The 16,376-nt window shown below is 72.6% G+C and carries 12 protein-coding genes, 2 pseudogenes and 1 riboswitch; of the genes and pseudogenes, 3 read left to right on the forward strand and 11 right to left on the reverse strand.

Features of this window, described 5'->3' with window-relative positions:
• Nucleotides 1-44 precede the first annotated feature (44 nt).
• Nucleotides 45-707 carry a hypothetical protein gene (locus AC067U_RS01735; protein WP_478827602.1) on the forward strand — a complete coding sequence of 221 codons (663 nt, stop codon included), beginning with the start codon at nucleotides 45-47 and terminating at the stop codon, nucleotides 705-707.
• Between the two features lie 270 nt (nucleotides 708-977).
• Here AC067U_RS01735 and AC067U_RS01740 read toward each other — a convergent pair.
• Nucleotides 978-1,718: pseudogene (locus tag AC067U_RS01740) on the reverse strand (NAD(P)H-binding protein); the annotation flags it as partial.
• Nucleotides 1,719-1,745: 27 nt separating this feature from the next.
• Nucleotides 1,746-2,624, reverse strand: coding sequence for an alkylmercury lyase family protein (locus AC067U_RS01745; protein WP_478827603.1), 879 nt, complete (start codon nucleotides 2,622-2,624; stop codon nucleotides 1,746-1,748).
• A 297-nt stretch (nucleotides 2,625-2,921) separates the two neighbouring features.
• On the opposite strand from AC067U_RS01745, the gene AC067U_RS01750 reads away from it, so the two are divergent.
• Complete coding sequence (locus AC067U_RS01750; RefSeq protein ID WP_478828254.1) at nucleotides 2,922-3,116, forward strand: VOC family protein; 195 nt, start codon at nucleotides 2,922-2,924, stop codon at nucleotides 3,114-3,116.
• Nucleotides 3,117-3,338: 222 nt separating this feature from the next.
• On the opposite strand, the gene AC067U_RS01755 is transcribed toward AC067U_RS01750, so the two are convergent.
• The 3 genes from AC067U_RS01755 to AC067U_RS01765 all read right to left on the reverse strand — a co-directional run bounded on the left by AC067U_RS01755 (nucleotide 3,339) and on the right by AC067U_RS01765 (nucleotide 6,796).
• Complete coding sequence (locus AC067U_RS01755) at nucleotides 3,339-4,493, reverse strand: MBL fold metallo-hydrolase (protein WP_478828255.1); 1,155 nt, start codon at nucleotides 4,491-4,493, stop codon at nucleotides 3,339-3,341.
• 163 nt (nucleotides 4,494-4,656) lie between these two features.
• On the reverse strand, nucleotides 4,657-5,451 hold the full coding sequence (locus tag AC067U_RS01760) for an SGNH/GDSL hydrolase family protein (protein ID WP_478827604.1): 795 nt from the start codon (nucleotides 5,449-5,451) through the stop codon (nucleotides 4,657-4,659).
• A gap of 292 nt (nucleotides 5,452-5,743) precedes the next feature.
• Nucleotides 5,744-6,796 (reverse strand): M23 family metallopeptidase, encoded by a 1,053-nt coding sequence (locus AC067U_RS01765; protein WP_478827605.1) that lies wholly within the window; start codon nucleotides 6,794-6,796, stop codon nucleotides 5,744-5,746.
• 4 nt (nucleotides 6,797-6,800) lie between these two features.
• Nucleotides 6,801-6,964: riboswitch (cyclic di-AMP (ydaO/yuaA leader) on the reverse strand.
• A 263-nt stretch (nucleotides 6,965-7,227) separates the two neighbouring features.
• Between AC067U_RS01765 and AC067U_RS01770 the strand changes: the two genes are divergently transcribed.
• Entirely contained in the window at nucleotides 7,228-8,034 is an 807-nt protein-coding gene (locus tag AC067U_RS01770) for a tyrosine-protein phosphatase (protein WP_478827606.1), read from the forward strand.
• Between the two features lie 48 nt (nucleotides 8,035-8,082).
• On the opposite strand, the gene AC067U_RS01775 is transcribed toward AC067U_RS01770, so the two are convergent.
• The 6 genes and pseudogenes from AC067U_RS01775 to hpnE all read right to left on the reverse strand — a co-directional run bounded on the left by AC067U_RS01775 (nucleotide 8,083) and on the right by hpnE (nucleotide 16,362).
• On the reverse strand, nucleotides 8,083-9,474 hold the full coding sequence (locus tag AC067U_RS01775; protein ID WP_478827607.1) for an aspartate aminotransferase family protein: 1,392 nt from the start codon (nucleotides 9,472-9,474) through the stop codon (nucleotides 8,083-8,085).
• Nucleotides 9,471-10,499: an adenosyl-hopene transferase HpnH gene (hpnH, locus tag AC067U_RS01780; protein ID WP_478827608.1), complete on the reverse strand. Its 1,029-nt coding sequence runs from the start codon at nucleotides 10,497-10,499 to the stop codon at nucleotides 9,471-9,473. Before hpnH ends, AC067U_RS01775 begins: the two co-directional genes overlap by 4 nt.
• Before the next feature lie 5 nt (nucleotides 10,500-10,504).
• Nucleotides 10,505-11,263: a phosphorylase family protein gene (locus AC067U_RS01785; RefSeq protein ID WP_478828256.1), complete on the reverse strand. Its 759-nt coding sequence runs from the start codon at nucleotides 11,261-11,263 to the stop codon at nucleotides 10,505-10,507.
• A gap of 359 nt (nucleotides 11,264-11,622) precedes the next feature.
• Nucleotides 11,623-13,704: pseudogene (gene shc / locus AC067U_RS01790) on the reverse strand (squalene--hopene cyclase); the annotation flags it as partial.
• 115 nt (nucleotides 13,705-13,819) lie between these two features.
• Nucleotides 13,820-14,884 carry a polyprenyl synthetase family protein gene (locus tag AC067U_RS01795; protein WP_478828257.1) on the reverse strand — a complete coding sequence of 355 codons (1,065 nt, stop codon included), beginning with the start codon at nucleotides 14,882-14,884 and terminating at the stop codon, nucleotides 13,820-13,822.
• 104 nt (nucleotides 14,885-14,988) lie between these two features.
• Complete coding sequence (gene hpnE, locus AC067U_RS01800; protein WP_478827609.1) at nucleotides 14,989-16,362, reverse strand: hydroxysqualene dehydroxylase HpnE; 1,374 nt, start codon at nucleotides 16,360-16,362, stop codon at nucleotides 14,989-14,991.
• Nucleotides 16,363-16,376 lie beyond the last annotated feature (14 nt).

Here is a 16,376-nt window from a genome sequence, read left to right on the forward strand (position 1 = left end):
TCCGCCTGCTCTCACCCACCAAGATCCGAAAGGCCCCACCCCGCGTGACCACCGCACTCAAGCCCGAGTCCGTCCAGCCTCCCGCCTCGGAACATCGCCGCCCCACCTTCGACAAGAAGTCGCTCCCGGCTCGCTACAGCGGCCAGATGCTCTACTTCCTGGGCGCCGCCCTCATCGCCGGCGCCGTCGTCCACTACCCGATCAATCCGTCGCTGTACGCGATCATCTGCGTCGTCGGCGCCTTCGTGTTCCTCCTCGGGACCCTCGTCAACGAGTTCGTGCTGGCCGACGAGCGTCCGGCGCTGAGCCAGGCACTCTCGTTGGTCGCGTTCTCCCTGCTGCTGTCCTTCGGCGTCGGCATGGTCGGCGGCGGCATCCAGCACTTCGAGCAGTTCCCCGAGCGCAGCGCCTGGATGACCCCCCTCGGCCTGCTCATGTCGTACGTCGCGTTCGTAGCCAAGGACTCCAAGGGCCGCTGGCGGCACCTCGTCAGCCCGTTCGCGGCCGTCGTCGTGGTCATCTCGGTCCTCACCTGGCTGGGCATGACCGCCCTCGCCGGCACCATCGGCTCCGACGGCCACAGCCACGACCACGGCTCCACGACCGGGACGCCCGCGAAGCCGGACCAGGCTCCCGTCAAGCAGGCCCCTCCGGCCAAGGCACCCGCCGATCCGGCACAGGACGGCCACACGTCCCACAGCCACTGACCTCGGCCCGTCACCCTCGTAGCCGTTCTCCGCGGGCCCAGCGTGCACCACGCCGGGCCCGCGGTCAGCAGGTGGGCTTCGCCATCGGGCGACGGGCGGAGTGGGCGGTATGTGCAGCGCGCTGACGCTCCTGGCGAAGGCCGGGCGGACTCCGGCCCTTCAGGTACTGGATCAGCAGATCGGGCTCGGGCCAGCCGGCCGTTCGCCGAACGTCGTCGTCCATGGAGCGCATGCATGCGGTCGGCGAGCACGACGGCGTCGTGCTGCCGCTCAGCTGCGCCCCGATGCCGAGGACCTGGTGCGGAACGCGGCAATGTTGCGGGCGGTCCAGTCGGCGAACGGGCGCGGGGCGCGGCCGAGGACCCGCTCGACGTCCGGGCTGACGCGCAGTTCGGCCGGGCTCGGGGCGCCGAGGATGTCCAGGGTGTCCTCGGCGAGTTCCGCCGGCATGCGCTGGGCCATGGCGGCCTTGGCCTCGGCGCGGGTGAGCTCGTGGAACCGTACGGGTGTGCCCAGCGCGGCGGCGATGGCCTCCGCCTGCCCCCGCGGCGTGATCACCTCCGGGCCCGTCACCTCGTACACCGAGCCGGTGTGCCGGTCATCGAGCAGGCAGGCGGCCGCGACCTCGGCGATGTCCGCCGGGTCGACGATCGGCACCCCGACGTCACCGAAGGGTGCGGCGACGACCCGCCGCGCGCGGATGGACTCGGCCCACCACAGGGCGTTCGAGGCGAAGCCGCCAGGCCGGAGGCTGACCCGCTCCAGGCCGGACTCCCGCAGTGTGTCCTCCAGTTGGCCCATCGCGATCCGCGTCGGGCCGAAGGGCCTGGTCGCCACGCCCTGCGTGGAGAGGAGGACGACCCGGCGGACACCGGCGTCAGAGGCTGCCCCGATGATGCCGGCCGGACGGGCCCCGGCCGCGTGCAAGTCGCCGGACAGCAGCAGGAACAGCGTCTTCGCCCCGGTCAACGCGGGCTCAGGACCGGCCGGTTCGGACAGGTCCGCGTCCAGGGTCTGCGTACAGGGCCGCCGTGGCGTTCAAGGCGCGAGGAGGGGACCGAAGGTCTGCCGGCCGAGGCGCTCGGCGGTCAGCTGGTCCACGACGCTGCCGGTTACGTCCGGGTGCCGGCTCGTCCAGGTGCGGGCGTTCTCGGGGCCCGTGAAGAAGTTCAGTGCGTCGCAGCACGCCGCAGCGGCGGGCCCGCCTCCGGGGCGCTGCCCGACGAAGACCACCGCGCTCGCCGGTTCCCACCGGGTGGTGCCGGTGGTCGAGGTGACTGTGACGGGAGTGCCGCTCACCGGGTCGGTGGAGGAGATCACCGCGCCCTGGCCGAGCATGGCGGGGATGCCCAGCGCGTCGATGGCGCACATCGACCACACCTCCACCCCGGTCTCGAGGCGGACCCTGTGGCGGGTAGGGGCGGCGGAGAAGGGGTAGGCGGCACGGATGTTCCCGGCCGCGTCCAGGGTGAGGAAGTCCTCCTCGGCCAGCTCGGCAAGCACCTCGGCGACGCTCCGCCCGGCCCCGGCCGCTGTCGGCCCGAGCGTCTGCGCGTCCGGTGCCGTCCCGGTGGCGGCGAAGTGACGCAGGATCTGCTGGTGCATCGCGCGCAGGCCGCGCTCGGCACCGGCACGGCGCCCGCGTCCGGCCCGGCCGACGACGTCCAGGGCGTCCGGCGGCTGCGGGGTGCAGCACTCCGACGTCCCGGCTTCTTGCCCAGGCATGGCGGCCGTGTCCAGGGCCTGGCGCAAGGCGGCCGTATCCGGGACGCCGGACGCGGTGCCGTCGGCATCCCGGTAGAGGCGGCACGACAGGCTCGGTACCGCCCCGGGCGGGGCGAACGGGTCGGTGCCGTCGATCAGGATCGTCGGCGATCCGTACATGCCCAGCCGGGCGGCCTCGCTCTCATCAGCCACCTCGATCAGCTCCACGTGAGCCTCTCGTCGGGGCGAGGTCGAACCCGGGCAACCCGGTCGCCGCGGGCCCGCAGCGCCGATCACGGCCTGGTACAGCGCCTGCGCGGCCTTCGATGCCGCCGCAGACACCCCTGGGGTCTTTGCAGGAGTCATCTCGTAGGTTTGGGCCGTGACCATCCGTATCAGCGGCATCGTGATCGACGTCTGCGACCTCGACGTGCTCGCCCGCTTCTGGAGCGGCCTACTGGGACTGGAGGCACCCGCCGCAAGGACGACTGGATAAGTCTCGGCCCCGGTCTGGCACTTCAGCGCGCACCGGAGGCGAAGAATTCGAAGAACCGCGTCCACCTCGATCTGGTGGTGGACGACTTCACCCAAGCCTCGGCGCGGGCCCGGGCTCTGGGCGGCGAACCGGTCGGTGAGCTCCACGAGGACCTCTGGCAGGTATGGCGGGATCCGGAGGGCAACGAGTTCTGCCTGTGCGTGTCCTGACGCCCGGGCAGTGCGGTATGGCAGGCGGCCTCGCCCCTGCCGGTCTCCAGACCGGCGAGAGACGGCAGCAAGGGGGGGCGTGCCGTCCGGGCGTGGGGGCGGGGAACGCTCCCACGGCTCAGCGCGTGCAGGGCCGTCCCATCGCCAGGACGGCCCGCTCGCGTTCCTCGTAGGTCAGCCTGCCCCACAGGAGGGCGATCTGCTCCAGCTCCTCGTCGGCTGTCACCGCTCGCCGGCGAGGTCGAGGTCACCGGAGCGGGATTCGCTCGGCGGGAGATCCACGGTCCTCGGGCGACGCCACGGGTGAGCGATCGGATGGGAGATCGGACGCCACCAGGGATCCACCGGCAGCTTGCCCGCAGGCTCGAAGGGCTCGCCGGGACGCGGGAGGGCGACCGGCTGGCCGGCCAGCTCTGCGGCCTCGACCGTCCACTCCCCCGGCTCCGCCCAGGCGTGCAGGGCCAGGTTGAAGGTGCCCCAGTGGATCGGGAGCATCACCCCGTGCGGCTTGGATCCTTGCAGGTCAAGGTGAGCCCGGACGCCCTCCTCCGGGGTCATGTGGATGTCCGGCCAGTACTCGCTGTACGCGCCGATCTGGATCATGGTGGCGTCGAAGGGGCCGTGCTCGGCGCCGATGTCCTTGAAGCCGGGGAAGTAGCCGGTGTCCCCGCTGTGGTAGATGCGGTGCTCGTCACCCGCGACCACCCAGGAGGCCCACAGGGTGTGCTGCTGGTTGCGCAGGCCGCGTCCGCAGAAGTGCCGGGCGGGGGTCGCGGTGAGCGACAGTCCGGCGATCTTGGTGGTCTCGTTCCAGTCGAGCTCGCGGATCCGGTCCGGGGAAACCCCCCAGTGCTCCAGGTGGGCACCCACCCCGAGGGGCACCGCGAAGACCGTGTCGGTGCCGGCCAGCTGCTTGATCGTCGGCAGGTCCAGGTGGTCGTAGTGGTCGTGGGAGATCACCACGGCGTCCACCGGCCCCAGCGCGGCCTGCGGGACGGGCACGGGGTGCAGCCGTTTCGGTCCGGCGAACGGGAAGGGTGAGCAGCGCTCCCCCCAGACCGGGTCGAACAGCACCCGCCGCCCGTCGATCTCGGCGAGCACGCTGGAGTGTCCCATCCAGGTCAGCCGCAGCCCGCTGACCGGCGGTTTCGCCAGGTCCGCCAGGGTGGTGGGGTGGACCGGGATCCGATCGCGGGGCATGCGCCGGATCCGGCTCTCCTGGTGGAAGTAGATCTTGGCGAACTCCAGCGTGGAGCCGGAGGGCCTGGTCCGCGCCCCGATGGGGTTCTGGAAGACGCCGTCGGCGAAGTTCGGGGAGCGGCGGATCCGCTCCAGCCGTTCGCCGGACGGATCAGCGCCGAAGGCTTCGGGCCGCATTCCGCGCAGCCGCGGACGCAGGGGACGGGAGCCGGTCAAGGCGCCTCCTGGGACAGTGAGCAGGGTGGGAGCGGGGAGGCCGTACGTTCTCTCCGTACGTACTCTGCCCTTCCCAACGCACACCCACCCCGGAGGATTCCGCCGACAGCTCCCGTCCCTGGGTTCACAGGGGCAGAAGGTCGGGCCGCTTGGGCTCCACATGGTCCCCGGAGGACTCCCCGCGCAGCCGCCGCCCGATCCAGGGCACGAGGTGCTCGCGCGCCCACTGGATGTTGTCGCGGGTGACCTCCGCCGAGCCGCGCGGGGCGAGCGGCGGCCACGGCTGGTCGGGGTCGGCCGGCACCTCCAGGCCGAGCACCTGGGCGGCGCGCAGCGCGACCCGGGTGTGGCCCTCGGGGGACAGGTGGAGCCGGTCGTCGTCCCAGGCGCGGCGGTCCTGTACGGACTTCAGCGACCAGAGGTCGAGCACCGGGCAGCCGTACCGGTCGGCGATGGCGCGGACGTGCGCGGTGTACGTCGCCACCTTGCCCCTCAGGTGCCGGAGCACGGGCACCCCGCGGGTGTCGAAACCGGTGGTGATCATGACCAGGCCGACGGAGGAGGTGAGGTCGGCCACGGCCGCCTCGAACCGTTCGGCCACGTCGTCCGGGTCGCTGCCCGGCCGGATGATGTCGTTGCCGCCGGCGCAGAAGCTGACCAGGTCGGGCGCGAGCTCCTTGGCCCGCGGTACCTGCTCGGCCACGATCTGGTCCAGCAGCCGCCCCCGTACGGCGAGGTTGGCGTAGCGGAAGTCGTGCTCTTCGCGTCGGTCGGCCAGAAGTACGGCGAACCGGTCGGCCCAGCCTACGAAGGTGTCACCCGGTCCCGGGTCCCCCACACCCTCGGTGAAGCTGTCGCCGAGCGCCGCGTACGAGCCAATGGTCTGGAATGTCGAGTTCGTCGAGTCGTCGCCTGCCACACTGCCTTATCTTTCCCCGACACCTGTGACCTACGCGACCGTAGCCAAGGGTTGACGGGGAGTGATCTTTACCACCCGGTGCAGTGGAATACGTCCGGTCGCGCGACCGGACACGTGACCGGAGGCTCGCCCAAGGGCGCGGCCGGGGCCGGGAATCCCCCTCGGAATCCCGGCCCCGGCCCCCTGACGGACGGACGGTCCGTCAGTTGCCCCAGTCACCTCGGTTGCACCCGATCGCACCTGCTTGCCCTCGGTTGACTGGGTTTTATTCAGATGTCCGGATTCGCTCCGGTCAGACGCTGACGCCCTTCGACCGGAGGTAGGCCAGCGGGTCGATGTCCGAGCCGTAGCTCGAGGTGGTGCGGATCTCGAAGTGCAGGTGCGGGCCGGTGGAGTTGCCCGTGGAACCGACCAGGCCGACCTGCTGGCCGGCGGTCACGGTCTGGCCGACCGAGACCGACAGCTGCGACATGTGGCCGTACTGCGAGTAGTGACCGTCGGCGTGCCGGATGATCACCTCGTTGCCGTACGAGCCGGCCCAGCCGGCCGAGACCACGGTTCCCGCGCCGACCGCCTTGACGCTGGTGCCGAAGGTGGCACCGAAGTCGACACCGGTGTGGGTACCGCTGGCCCACATGCTGCCGCTGGCCTTGTAGGGGGTGTTGATGCCGGCGATGACCGGGGCCACGAAGCCGGCGGCGCTCGCCGGGGCCGCCTCGCGCTCGCTGCGGGAGGCGGTGCCGGCCGTGGTCCGCTGCGGGGCGGCGGACTTGGGGGCGGCGGACTTGGGGACGGAGGTCTGCGGGGCGGCGGCCTGCGGGGCCTCCTCCTGCGGAGCCTCCTCCCGCACGGCCGGGGCCTCCTGCTCGGGCGCCTCGGCCTCGGGGGCCGCCGGCTGCTCCGCCGGGGCCTCCGCCTGGCCGGCGCCCGCAGCGTCCGCACCGTCCAGGGTGAGCCGCAGACCGGGGTGGATCAGGTTCGGATCGGAGCCGACGGCCTCGCGGTTGTCGGCGTAGAGGCTGGGCCATCCGCCCGGGATGTCCCGATCCTGGGCGATCTGCGACAGGCAGTCGCCCGGCGCCACGGTGTAGACGGAGGGGGCCTGCCGCAGCGAGGCGGGCACCGCCTGGACGGCGGCGGCCGGAGCCTGCGCGGGAAGCGCGGCGGCGGGGAGGGCGGCGGGGAGGGCGGCGGCGCGCACGGCGGGGAGCTCGACCGCGTTCGCGGCACCGGAGGCGGCTCCGAGCAGCGGGAGCGCGAGGGCCGCGCCACCGGTGCCGGCCGCGACGAAACCGCGGGATATCGGGCTGGACTTGGGGCGGCGGTGCTTACCCTTTCCGGGCATGGCGCATTCCTCTCCGTTGCCTGCGAGGTGAGCTGTCGGGTTCGGACTGGAGATGTCCGGCCGTCGGAGACGGCTTCACCCCGAGCCGTCCGGAGACAAAGATCCAAAAACGGCGGCTTACCTGGTTCCCCCGCTCCTGCCGTACACGTGATTGGTCGGGTTGCGGTTTCCCGGGTAGCGGCAGGATTCGGCGGTCCACCCGGATCGGGGCTGACCGTAATCCAGTTCGGGCGTATGGAACAAGCCGCGAATTCCCGTGAAGGAATCATCGAAGTGATGGATCAATGGAATTGCGGTCACCCTGCGTCCATTCGGGATCTTTCGGGTTCCGTAACACCCGTACGGGGCAGGGAATTCGAGTTCCGCGAGCAGGCACTCAACGTCACCGTATGATCCTGCTCACGAGGCACCACCGACGCGGAGGAGTTCGTGTGACCCAGCAGATACCCGGCACTTCGTCCACTGAGCCCGAACTGTCCGGAGTGCGCAACTTCCGTGATGTGGGCGGCTTGTCGACCCCGGACGGACGGAGGGTCAGATCGGGAGTTCTATTCCGAAGCGGACATCTCGCACATGCCACCGAAACCGATACAGAGTTTCTCGCATCGCTCGGACTGCACACGATCTTCGACTTCCGCAACGCCGCGGACCATGCGCTGGAGGGTCCCGACGTCGAGCTGCCGGGTGTCCGGAATGTCAATATTCCGCTCTCCGACCCGGCGGACGGCAAGGAGTTCTGGAAGATGGTCCGCGACGGCGACCTGGAGCAGCTGCGGGCGCTGCTCGGCGAGGGCCGGGCCGCGGCGCGCATGACCCGCTCGTACCGGCAGACGGTCCTGACCCGGACCGCCGAGCACAGCCGGGTGGTGCACTCCCTCGCCGCGGACGGCGTGCCGGCCCTGATGCACTGCGCCGCCGGCAAGGACCGGGCCGGGGTCTCCATCGCGGTCACCTTGCTCGCGCTGGGCGTCGGACGCGAGGCGATCCTGGCGGACTACCTGGAGTCCAACGCCCCCCACCGCCGCTACCGCATCCGCCGCAACGGCGACGCGCCCGAGGCCCGCTCGCCCGAGGTGATGGAGCTCCTCGCGCCGCTGTTCGACGCCCGCGCCGAGTACCTCACGGCCGCGTTCGACACCATCGACGAGACCTGGGGCGGCGTGGACGGCTACCTGGCGGAGGGCCTCGGACTCACGCCCGAGACCCTCGGCAGCCTGCGCGCCCGGCTCCTGGTCTGACGCACCGGCAGGCCCGGGCGCGCCCTCGCCCGCGGGCGGAGCAGGTCGTCACCGGTCGGCGACGGCCTGCTTCACCAGCGTCCGGCCGAACTCCCACATCAGCCCGCCGCCCTCGTGGGCCTCGTCCATGACCTCCCGGAACGCCGTCACGAAGCGGTCCACGTCCCGCTCGTCCACGATCAGCGGCGGAATGAGCTTGATGACCTCCAGGTGGTCCCCGGAGACCTGGGTGAGGATCCGGTGCTTCCGCAGCAGCGGAACCACCACCATCTGGGCGAACAGCCCCTTCCGTGCGGCCTGCAGCATGGCCCAGCGGCTGCGCAGCCCGAGCGAGGAGGGACGTCCGAACTCGATGCCGACCATCAGGCCGCGCCCGCGGACCTCGTACAGCAGCTCGTACTCGTCCACCATGGCCGCGAGGCGCCCCCGCAGCAGGTCCCCCGTCGTCCGGGCGCGGGCCACGATCCCCTCGTCCTCCATGACCGAGAGCACCGCCAGGCCCGCCGCCATCGCCTGCGCGTTGGACCCGAAGCTGGCCGAGTGCACGAGCACCCGGTCCATGGACGAGTAGACCTTCCGGAAGATCCACTCCCGGCCGAGGGTGGCCCCAACCGGGACGTATCCCCCGGAAAGCGCCTTGGCCACGCACACCAGGTCCGGCTCCACGCCCTTTTCGTGCTGGTACGCATAGAAATCCCCGGTGCGGCCGAGCCCGGTCTGCACCTCGTCCGCAATGAGCAGGGCCTTGTGCCGGTGCAGCAGCTCCTGCGCGGCCGGCAGGAATCCGGGCGGGGCGGCGTGCACCCCTTTGCCCTGGACCGGCTCCACCACGAAGGCCGCCACGTCGCCCTTGCGCAGCTCCCGCTCCAGCGCGGCCAGGTCGCCCAGGGCGATCTTCGTATCGGGCAGCAGCGGGGCGAAGCCGTCCCGGAAGCCGCCTTCGCCGTTGACCGAGAGCGAGCCGGTGGTCAGCCCGTGGAAGGCGTGGTCGCAGTAGAGCACCCGGGGGCGGCCGGTGGCGTACCGGGCGAATTTCAGCGCGGTCTCCACCGCCTCCGTCCCGCTGTTCCCGAAGAACACCCGGTCCAGGTGCGGGCTGTACGACAACAGTTTCTCGGCGAGCAGGCCCGGCAGCGGCTGGCAGTCGAACCGGGTGAGGTCGGCGAGCTGGGCGTCCAGGACGTCGTGCAGGGCGCGGCGGACCACGGGGTGGTGCCGGCCCAGGCCCATCACCCCGAACCCGGCCAGCATGTCCAGGTAGTCGTTGCCCTCCGCATCCCAGAAGTGGGCGCCCTCGGCCCGTTCGTAGACCTTGTCGAAGCCGATGGTGTGCAGCATGCGCGGCAGTTGGTGGTTGAGGTGCCTCGCGTGCAGTTCGTACCGTTCCGCGCCCCGCTCGGCCAGCAGGGCGCGGAGGTCGAACTCCGGCCGACCGGTCACCGCTGGTCCCGGTTCCCCGAGACGGTCTCGCGGGCGGCCCGCAGGGACTCCTTCAGGGATCCCATGGTGGCGAGGACCGCGGTGGGCTCGTATCCGCAGTGCGCCATGCAATTCGCGCAGCGCGGGTCCTTTCCGCGGCCGTACGCGTCCCAGTCGGTGTCCTCGACGAGTTCCCGGTACGTCGGCACGTAGCCGTCGCTCATCAGATAGCAGGGGCGCTGCCAGCCGAAGAGGGAGTAATTCGGGATGGCCCAGGCCGTGCACGGGAAATCGGCCTTGCCCTCCAGGAAGTCCAGGAACAGCGGGGAGTGGTTGAGGCGCCAGCGCCGCCGGTTGCCGCCGGCGAATGCCTTGCGGAAGAGATCGCGGGTCTGTTCGACACCGAGGAAGTGTTCCTGGTCGGGCGCCTTTTCGTACGCATAGGCGGGCGAGATCATCATTTCGTCGACCCGGAGGTCGTCGTTGAGGTAGTCGAGGACCTCGATGACGGTCTGCGGGGTGTCGGTGTTGAAGAAGGTCGAGTTGGTGGTGACCCGAAATCCGAGCCGCTTGGCCTCCTTGATGGCCGCCACCGCCTCGTCGAAGACGCCTTCCTTGGCGACCGACTCGTCGTGCCGCTCCCGCAGGCCGTCGATGTGCACGGCGAAGGCGAAGTACGGCGAGGGGGTGAAGTCCCCGAGCTTCTTGCGCAGCAGCAGGGCGTTGGTGCACAGGAAGACGTACTTCCGGCGGGCCACCAGCTGGCGGACGATCTCGTGGATCTGCGGGTGCATCAGCGGCTCGCCGCCGGCGATGGACACCATCGGCGCGCCGGACTCCAGGACCGCGCCGACCGCCTGGGCGACGGGCATGCGCTGCTTGAGCACCCCGGCGGGGTGCTGGATCTTGCCGCAGCCCTCGCACTTCAGGTTGCAGGCGTAGAGGGGCTCCAGTTCGACGATGAGAGGGAACTTCTCGCGCTTGCGGAGCTTCTGTTCGAAGAGATAGGTCCCGACCCTGATGGACTGTCGCAGCGGCATGGCCATCTGGCTCACCTCCTGGAGAGCAGCAACGAACGGTGCCAGTCGAAAAAAGCGGGCAGTACGGCACGGAGAACACGGAAGGCCGATATTCCACCGCGTACCGTGCCGATACGTACGAGCTCGTGCTCGGGGGCGTCCACGATCACCCGGACGGCCGCGACCGGTGGCCTCCCGGCGGGGCGGGCGGGGCCGCGCGGGTCGACCGGGGCGGGCGGGTCGGCCGCCGCGGACCCGGGGGCCGTGCCCACCGGGCCGTGCACCGCCGTCCAGAGGGTGGCCGCCGACTCCATGTCCACGGCGACGGCTCCGGTGGCCCGGAGCTCCGCGCGTTCGTGTCCGCGTACGACGTGGTCGGAACCGGTGAGCACCCCGGTGTGCACGGTCCGGCCCGGGACCGCCCGGGCCAGTGCCCCGGCGAGCAGCGCCGTGCCGTCGCAGCGCACGGTGCCGCGCGGGTCGCGGGTCTCCTCGGCGACCACCAGGTCGCCCGGGTGCATGCCGGGGGCGAGCCCGGCGCAGAATCCGGTGGCGACGACGAACGCCCCGGCCATGCCCGGTTCGGCCAGGGCACGGGTGACGGCCTGTTCGGCGGCACGCGGCCCCATCCCGGTACGCAGGACCCGCACCGGACCGGACGCACCCGCCCGGTCGGCGCGCCCCAGCGCCAGGCGCTCGATGCCGAGCGCGCAGGCAACGAGCAGCGGTGCGGCGGCCGGGTCCGGGGACCCGTCGCCCGTCGGCCCGCCGCCCGCCGTCCCGCAGTCCATGGAGCCGTCCGTGTGCCCGGCCCCGGCCACCACGGCCGCCGCACCGGCTCCGCCGGAAGGCCCGGCAGGCCGGCCGGCCGGGCCCCGGGCGTCCCACAGGGGGGCCATCACTCCTCCCCCGCGGGATCCACCGGGTCCGTGACGGCGCCCCACGGATCGGCCGGGCGCGCCTTCCGGCCGGCCTGCTCCGCGCTCCGGTCCGTCGCCGGGTCGCTGCGCTCGGCGCCGGGGCCGGACGGCTCGCCCGCGGCGCCGCGGGCCACCGGTTCCGCCGGTTCGGCCTCGACCGTTCCGGCGGCGGGCTCGGCACCGGAACGGGACCGGCCGGCGGCCGGTCCCGAAGGCTCGGCCGGGTGGCCGAACGGCTCGCCGTGCAGGTAGCGGCCCAGGGCCGTGAGCGGGAACACCTGCCGGTACAGGTGGTAGTTGATGGAGAAGTCCCAGGGGAAGCCGGTGCCGGTGAAGTGCGGCTCGTCCCAGGAGCCGTCCTCCCGCAGGGTGTCGACCAGGTATCCGATGCCGCGTTCCACGGCCTTGCCCTCGCGCTCCCCCGCCGCCAGCAGGGCGAGCAGGGCCCACGCGGTCTGCGAGGGGGTGGAGTCGCCCCGGCCGGCCCACCGCTCCGGGTCCCGGTAGGACCGCTGGTCCTCGCCCCAGCCCCCGTCGTCGTTCTGTACGGACTCCAGCCAGGTCACCGCGCGCCGTACCGCGGGGTGCGAGGCGGGGATCCCGGCGGCGGTCAGGGCCGGCACCACCGATCCGGTGCCGTACACGTAGTTGGTGCCCCAGCGCCCGAACCAGGCGCCGCCCGGCTCCTGTTCGGCCAGCAGCCACTCGATGCCCCGCCAGGTGCGCGGGTCGCCCGCCCGGCCCTCGACGGCGAGCATCTCCACCACGTGCGCCGTGACATCGGCCGACGGGGGGTCGATGACCTCGCCGAAGTCGCAGAACGGCAGCCGGTTGGGAAGCGGGCTGGTGTTGTCCGCGTCGAAGGCCCCCCACGCTCCGTTCTCCGACTGCATGCCGAGGCTCCAGGAGACCCCGCGGGCGATGGCGGCTTCCATCCTGACCGGGTCCGGGTGCCGGATGCGGCGCAGCGCGAGGACGACCTCGGCGGTGTCGTCGATGTCCGGGTAGTTGTCGTTGTGGAACTCGAACGCCCAGCCGCCGGGGGCGAGCCGGGGACGGCGGACGGCCCAGTCGCCGGTCTTGGTGATCTCCTCGTCGAGCATCCAGTCCGCGGCCCGGACCAGGGCGGGGTGGTCGGCGGGGAGGCCGGCGTCGGCGAGGGCGATCGCGGCCAGGCAGGTGTCCCAGACCGGTGACTGGCAGGCCTCGATCATCCGGGCACCGTCCCCGCGCCAGACCGCGAACCGGTCCAGGGACTCCAGGCCCGCCCGCATGACGGGGTGCCCCAGGTCGTAGCCGAGGAGGCTCAGGGCGATCATCGAGTACACGGCGGGCGGCTGGATACCGCCCCAGCAGCCGTCGTTCTCCTGCCGTTCGATGATCCAGCGGGCCGCGGAGCGCATGGCCGCCGCGCGCAGCCGGCGCGGGGCCACCTTGCGGTAGAGGTGCAGCGCCTTGTCCATGCGCTGGAAGACCCCGTCCCAACTGGTGGCGGAGGCGAGGGGTTTGGCCGGGTGGGGGTCGCGCGCGTCGGTGTGCAGCTCGTCCAGGGCGAAGGGGGCGGGCCGGACGGGCCGGTGGGCGGAGACGATGGTCAGCGGGACGATGGTCTGCCGGGCCCAGCAGCCGAAGTCGTAGATGTTCAGCGGCACCCAGGGCGGCAGGAACACGAGTTCGGGCGGGATTTCGGGCAGGTGGTCCCAGCTCCACCAGCCGAACAGGGCCAGCCAGATCCGGGTGAACACCCGGGCGGAGGCGATACCGCCGCGGGCCCGGATCCAGGCCGAGGCGCGGACCATGTGCGGGGCGTCGGGGGCGTCGCCGGCCAGCCGCAGGGCGACGTACGCCTCGATGGTCGCGGAGAGTTCCGGCGGGCCGCCGTGGAAGGTGGCCCAGGTGCCGTCCTCGCGCTGCTCGCCGCGGATGAACAGGGCGGCGGCCCGGGTGGTCGGCTCGTCCCGGATGCCGAGGAACTGGCGCAGCAGGAGGTCCTCGGCGTCCATGGTGACGTTGGTCTGCAGGTCGCCCTTCCACCATCCGGCGGGGTCCTGCCGGGCCAGCAGGTGCGCGGTCGCCCGCGCGAGCGCGTCCTCGACGGGGCTGTGCGCCCCGGTCCTCCCGCCGTCCGCGGCGGGCCGTGCCCCGGTTGACCGGGACCGGTTCCGGGCGGGGCCGGCCGGAGCCTCGGGCCCCGGGTCGCCCGGGCCGTCCGCAGCGTGCCGGACGCTGTGCGGCCGGTCGGCCGCGGCCTTGGTGTTTCCGCTGGTCGGGTCCCCGCCGGGGTTGGCGGGGCCGTCCGTCGTCGCTGTCATGGCTTCCCCTTCGTGCAGTGTCCTCTGCTGTGCTGGGGTATGCCGTCGGCCGGCGCGCTACGGGCTGCCGGCGCCGGCCGGCGACTCGCGGGTCATATGCCCGTACGGGTGGTGCTCACTTCTTGCGGACGACCACGAAGTCGGCCAGCTCCACGAGCTGTTCGCGGACCCGCTGCGGCATGTCCACCTCTTCCAGGGCGCGGACGGCGACCGCGTGCTGGCGGCGGGCCTCGTCGGCGGTCCACTGGCGGCCGCCGGCCTGCTCGATGAGGGCGGCGCGGTGGGCGAACTCGGCCTCCGAGAAGTTCTCGAAGTCGCTGCTCTTGGCGTCCTCGGCGAGCAGCCGCGCGAGCTCCTCCGAAGCCTCGCCGCCGGCCGCGAGGGCGGCGACCACCGGGAGGGACTTCTTGCGCTGGCGCAGGTCGCTCCAGGTCTGCTTGCCGGTGGACTCCGGGTCGCCCCAGATGCCGAGCAGGTCGTCGACGGCCTGGAAGGCGAGGCCGAGGTGGTATCCGTACTCCTCCAGCTTGTCGGCCGTACGGTCGTCGGCACCGCCGAGGACCGCGCCGATGGAGACGGCGCAGGCGAGCAGCGCGCCGGTCTTGTTGCCCTCCATCTCCAGGCACTCCTCGACGCTCACCCGCTCGCGGTGTTCGTAGGAGATGTCCTGGGCCTGGCCGTCGATGAGCTTGCGGCTGGCGATGGTCAGGCGGTGGGTGGCGCGGGCGGCCTCGGCCGTGCCGAGCTCCAGCAGGACCTCGTTGGCCAGGGCGAACAGGGCGTCGCCGACCAGGATGGCCTGGGCGGGTCCGTGCACCTTCCAGACGGTGTCGCGGTGGCGGCGCTGCTCGTCGCCGTCCATCAGGTCGTCGTGCAGCAGCGAGAAGTTGTGCACGAGCTCGACGGCGACGGCGCCGGGGATGCCGACCTCGGGCGCGGCGCCCGCGGCCTCGGCGGAGAGCAGGGCGAGCGCGGGGCGGACGGCCTTGCCGCCGTCCCCGTCCGCGGGGTTGCCGTGGGCGTCGATCCACCCGAAGTGGTAGGCGGCGACGGTGTCCATGGGCGGTGCGAGCCGGTCGACGGCCGTGCGGAGCACCGGGGTCGAGAGCGTGCGTCCACGCTCCAGCAGCGCGAGCGTGTCCGCCTTCTCGACGTTGCCCGTGTGGTTCCCCGGGTTCACTGGCTCTCCTCTTGTTCCTGTGCGTGCTGTGGTGGTGCCGGTCGTGCTCGTGGCGGGCGCGCCGGCCGTGCCGTCCGCGGTGGTCCCGTTGGTGCTGGTGAGGGTCATGCCGCCTCCTGAAGTCGGTTCTCGCGGGGGCGGCCGAGCACGGCGAGAGCGGCGTGCGCCGCGCCGAGACCGCTCCGGACGGCGCTCTCCATGGTCGCGGGCCAGCCGGTGGCCGTCCACGAACCCGCGAGGTAGAGGCCGGGCGCGTCGGTGCGGGCCGCGGGCCGCAGCCGGCCGACGCCGGGGGTGGGGGCGAACGTCGCTGTCCGCTCCCGGGTGACGAAGAAGTCGCGGACCTTGGCGCCGCGCGCGGCGGGCAGCAGCCGCTCCAGTTCGGGGAGGTACTTGCCGCGGAGCACCTGGACGGGTTCGTCGATGTCGGCCTGGGCGGCGGACTGGGACAGCGCGAGGTACTGGCCGCCGTCGGCGAGGCCGGAGGCGTCGGTGCGGTCGAAGACCCACTGGACCGGGGAGCCGAGCGCCGCGAAGAAGGGCTGCTTGAGGACCTTGCGGTCGTACACGACGTGCACGTTGAGGATGGGCGCGGTGCCGATGTCGAGCAGCCTGTCCCGGTCGTCGAGCGCGCCCTGCGGCAGCAGCCCGTGCGCCTCGCGCTGCGGCACGGCCAGGACCACGGTCCCGGCGTGCAGGCTCTCGCCCTCCGTGTCGACCCGCCAGTCCCCTTCCGGGGTGCGGGAGATGCCGGTGACCCGGGTGCGCAGTGCGGTACGGACGCCGGCCGCGTCGAGGGCCTTGCGGGCCAGGGTGTCGTGCAGGTCGCCGAGCGGGACCTTCGCCCATCCGAGGTCGGCGGCGCCGGGCTCGGACAGCAGTCCGGTCCTGAACACCATGGCGGCCAGCCCGAGCGAGGAGTGCGCGGCGGTGGCGTTGAGGGTGGCGATGCCGACCAGGTCCCACAGGGCCTCGACCGTACGGGGCGACTGGCCGTAGCGGCCGAGCCAGGTCGCGAAGTCGACGCCGTCCAGGGCCGGGTCGGCGGGGTCGAGCCGACGGAGGGCGAGCGCGGCCCGCCCGACGGCAGCGCGCTCGGCGAGGGACAGGTGGGGGTAGCGGGCCAGCGAGCCCGCCAGGTGCAGCGGCACCGGCAGCGCGGCCCGGCGCAGCCGGCCGAGCCGGGGCCCCTTGGGGTGCGCCACGTCCAGGACGGGCACGTCGAGACGATCCTGCAGCGGGGCGAGGGCGGTGCCCCCGACCCGGTCCAGGAACCACCGGTAGGCGGTGCAGCAGCGCATGTAGACGTGCTGCCCGTTGTCGACGGTCAGGTCACCCCGCTTGAAGGAGAACGCCAGTCCGCCCAGTCGCGGCCGCCCTTCGAGCAGGGTGACGCGCAGCCCGGCGTCGGCGAGTTCGAGCGCGGCGGTGACCCCGGCGAGGCCGCCGCCGACGACGACGGCACGGTGGTCGGTCACGCGTCCTCCCCGGC

It is taken from the genome of Streptomyces sp. NPDC043853, assembly GCF_056436025.1.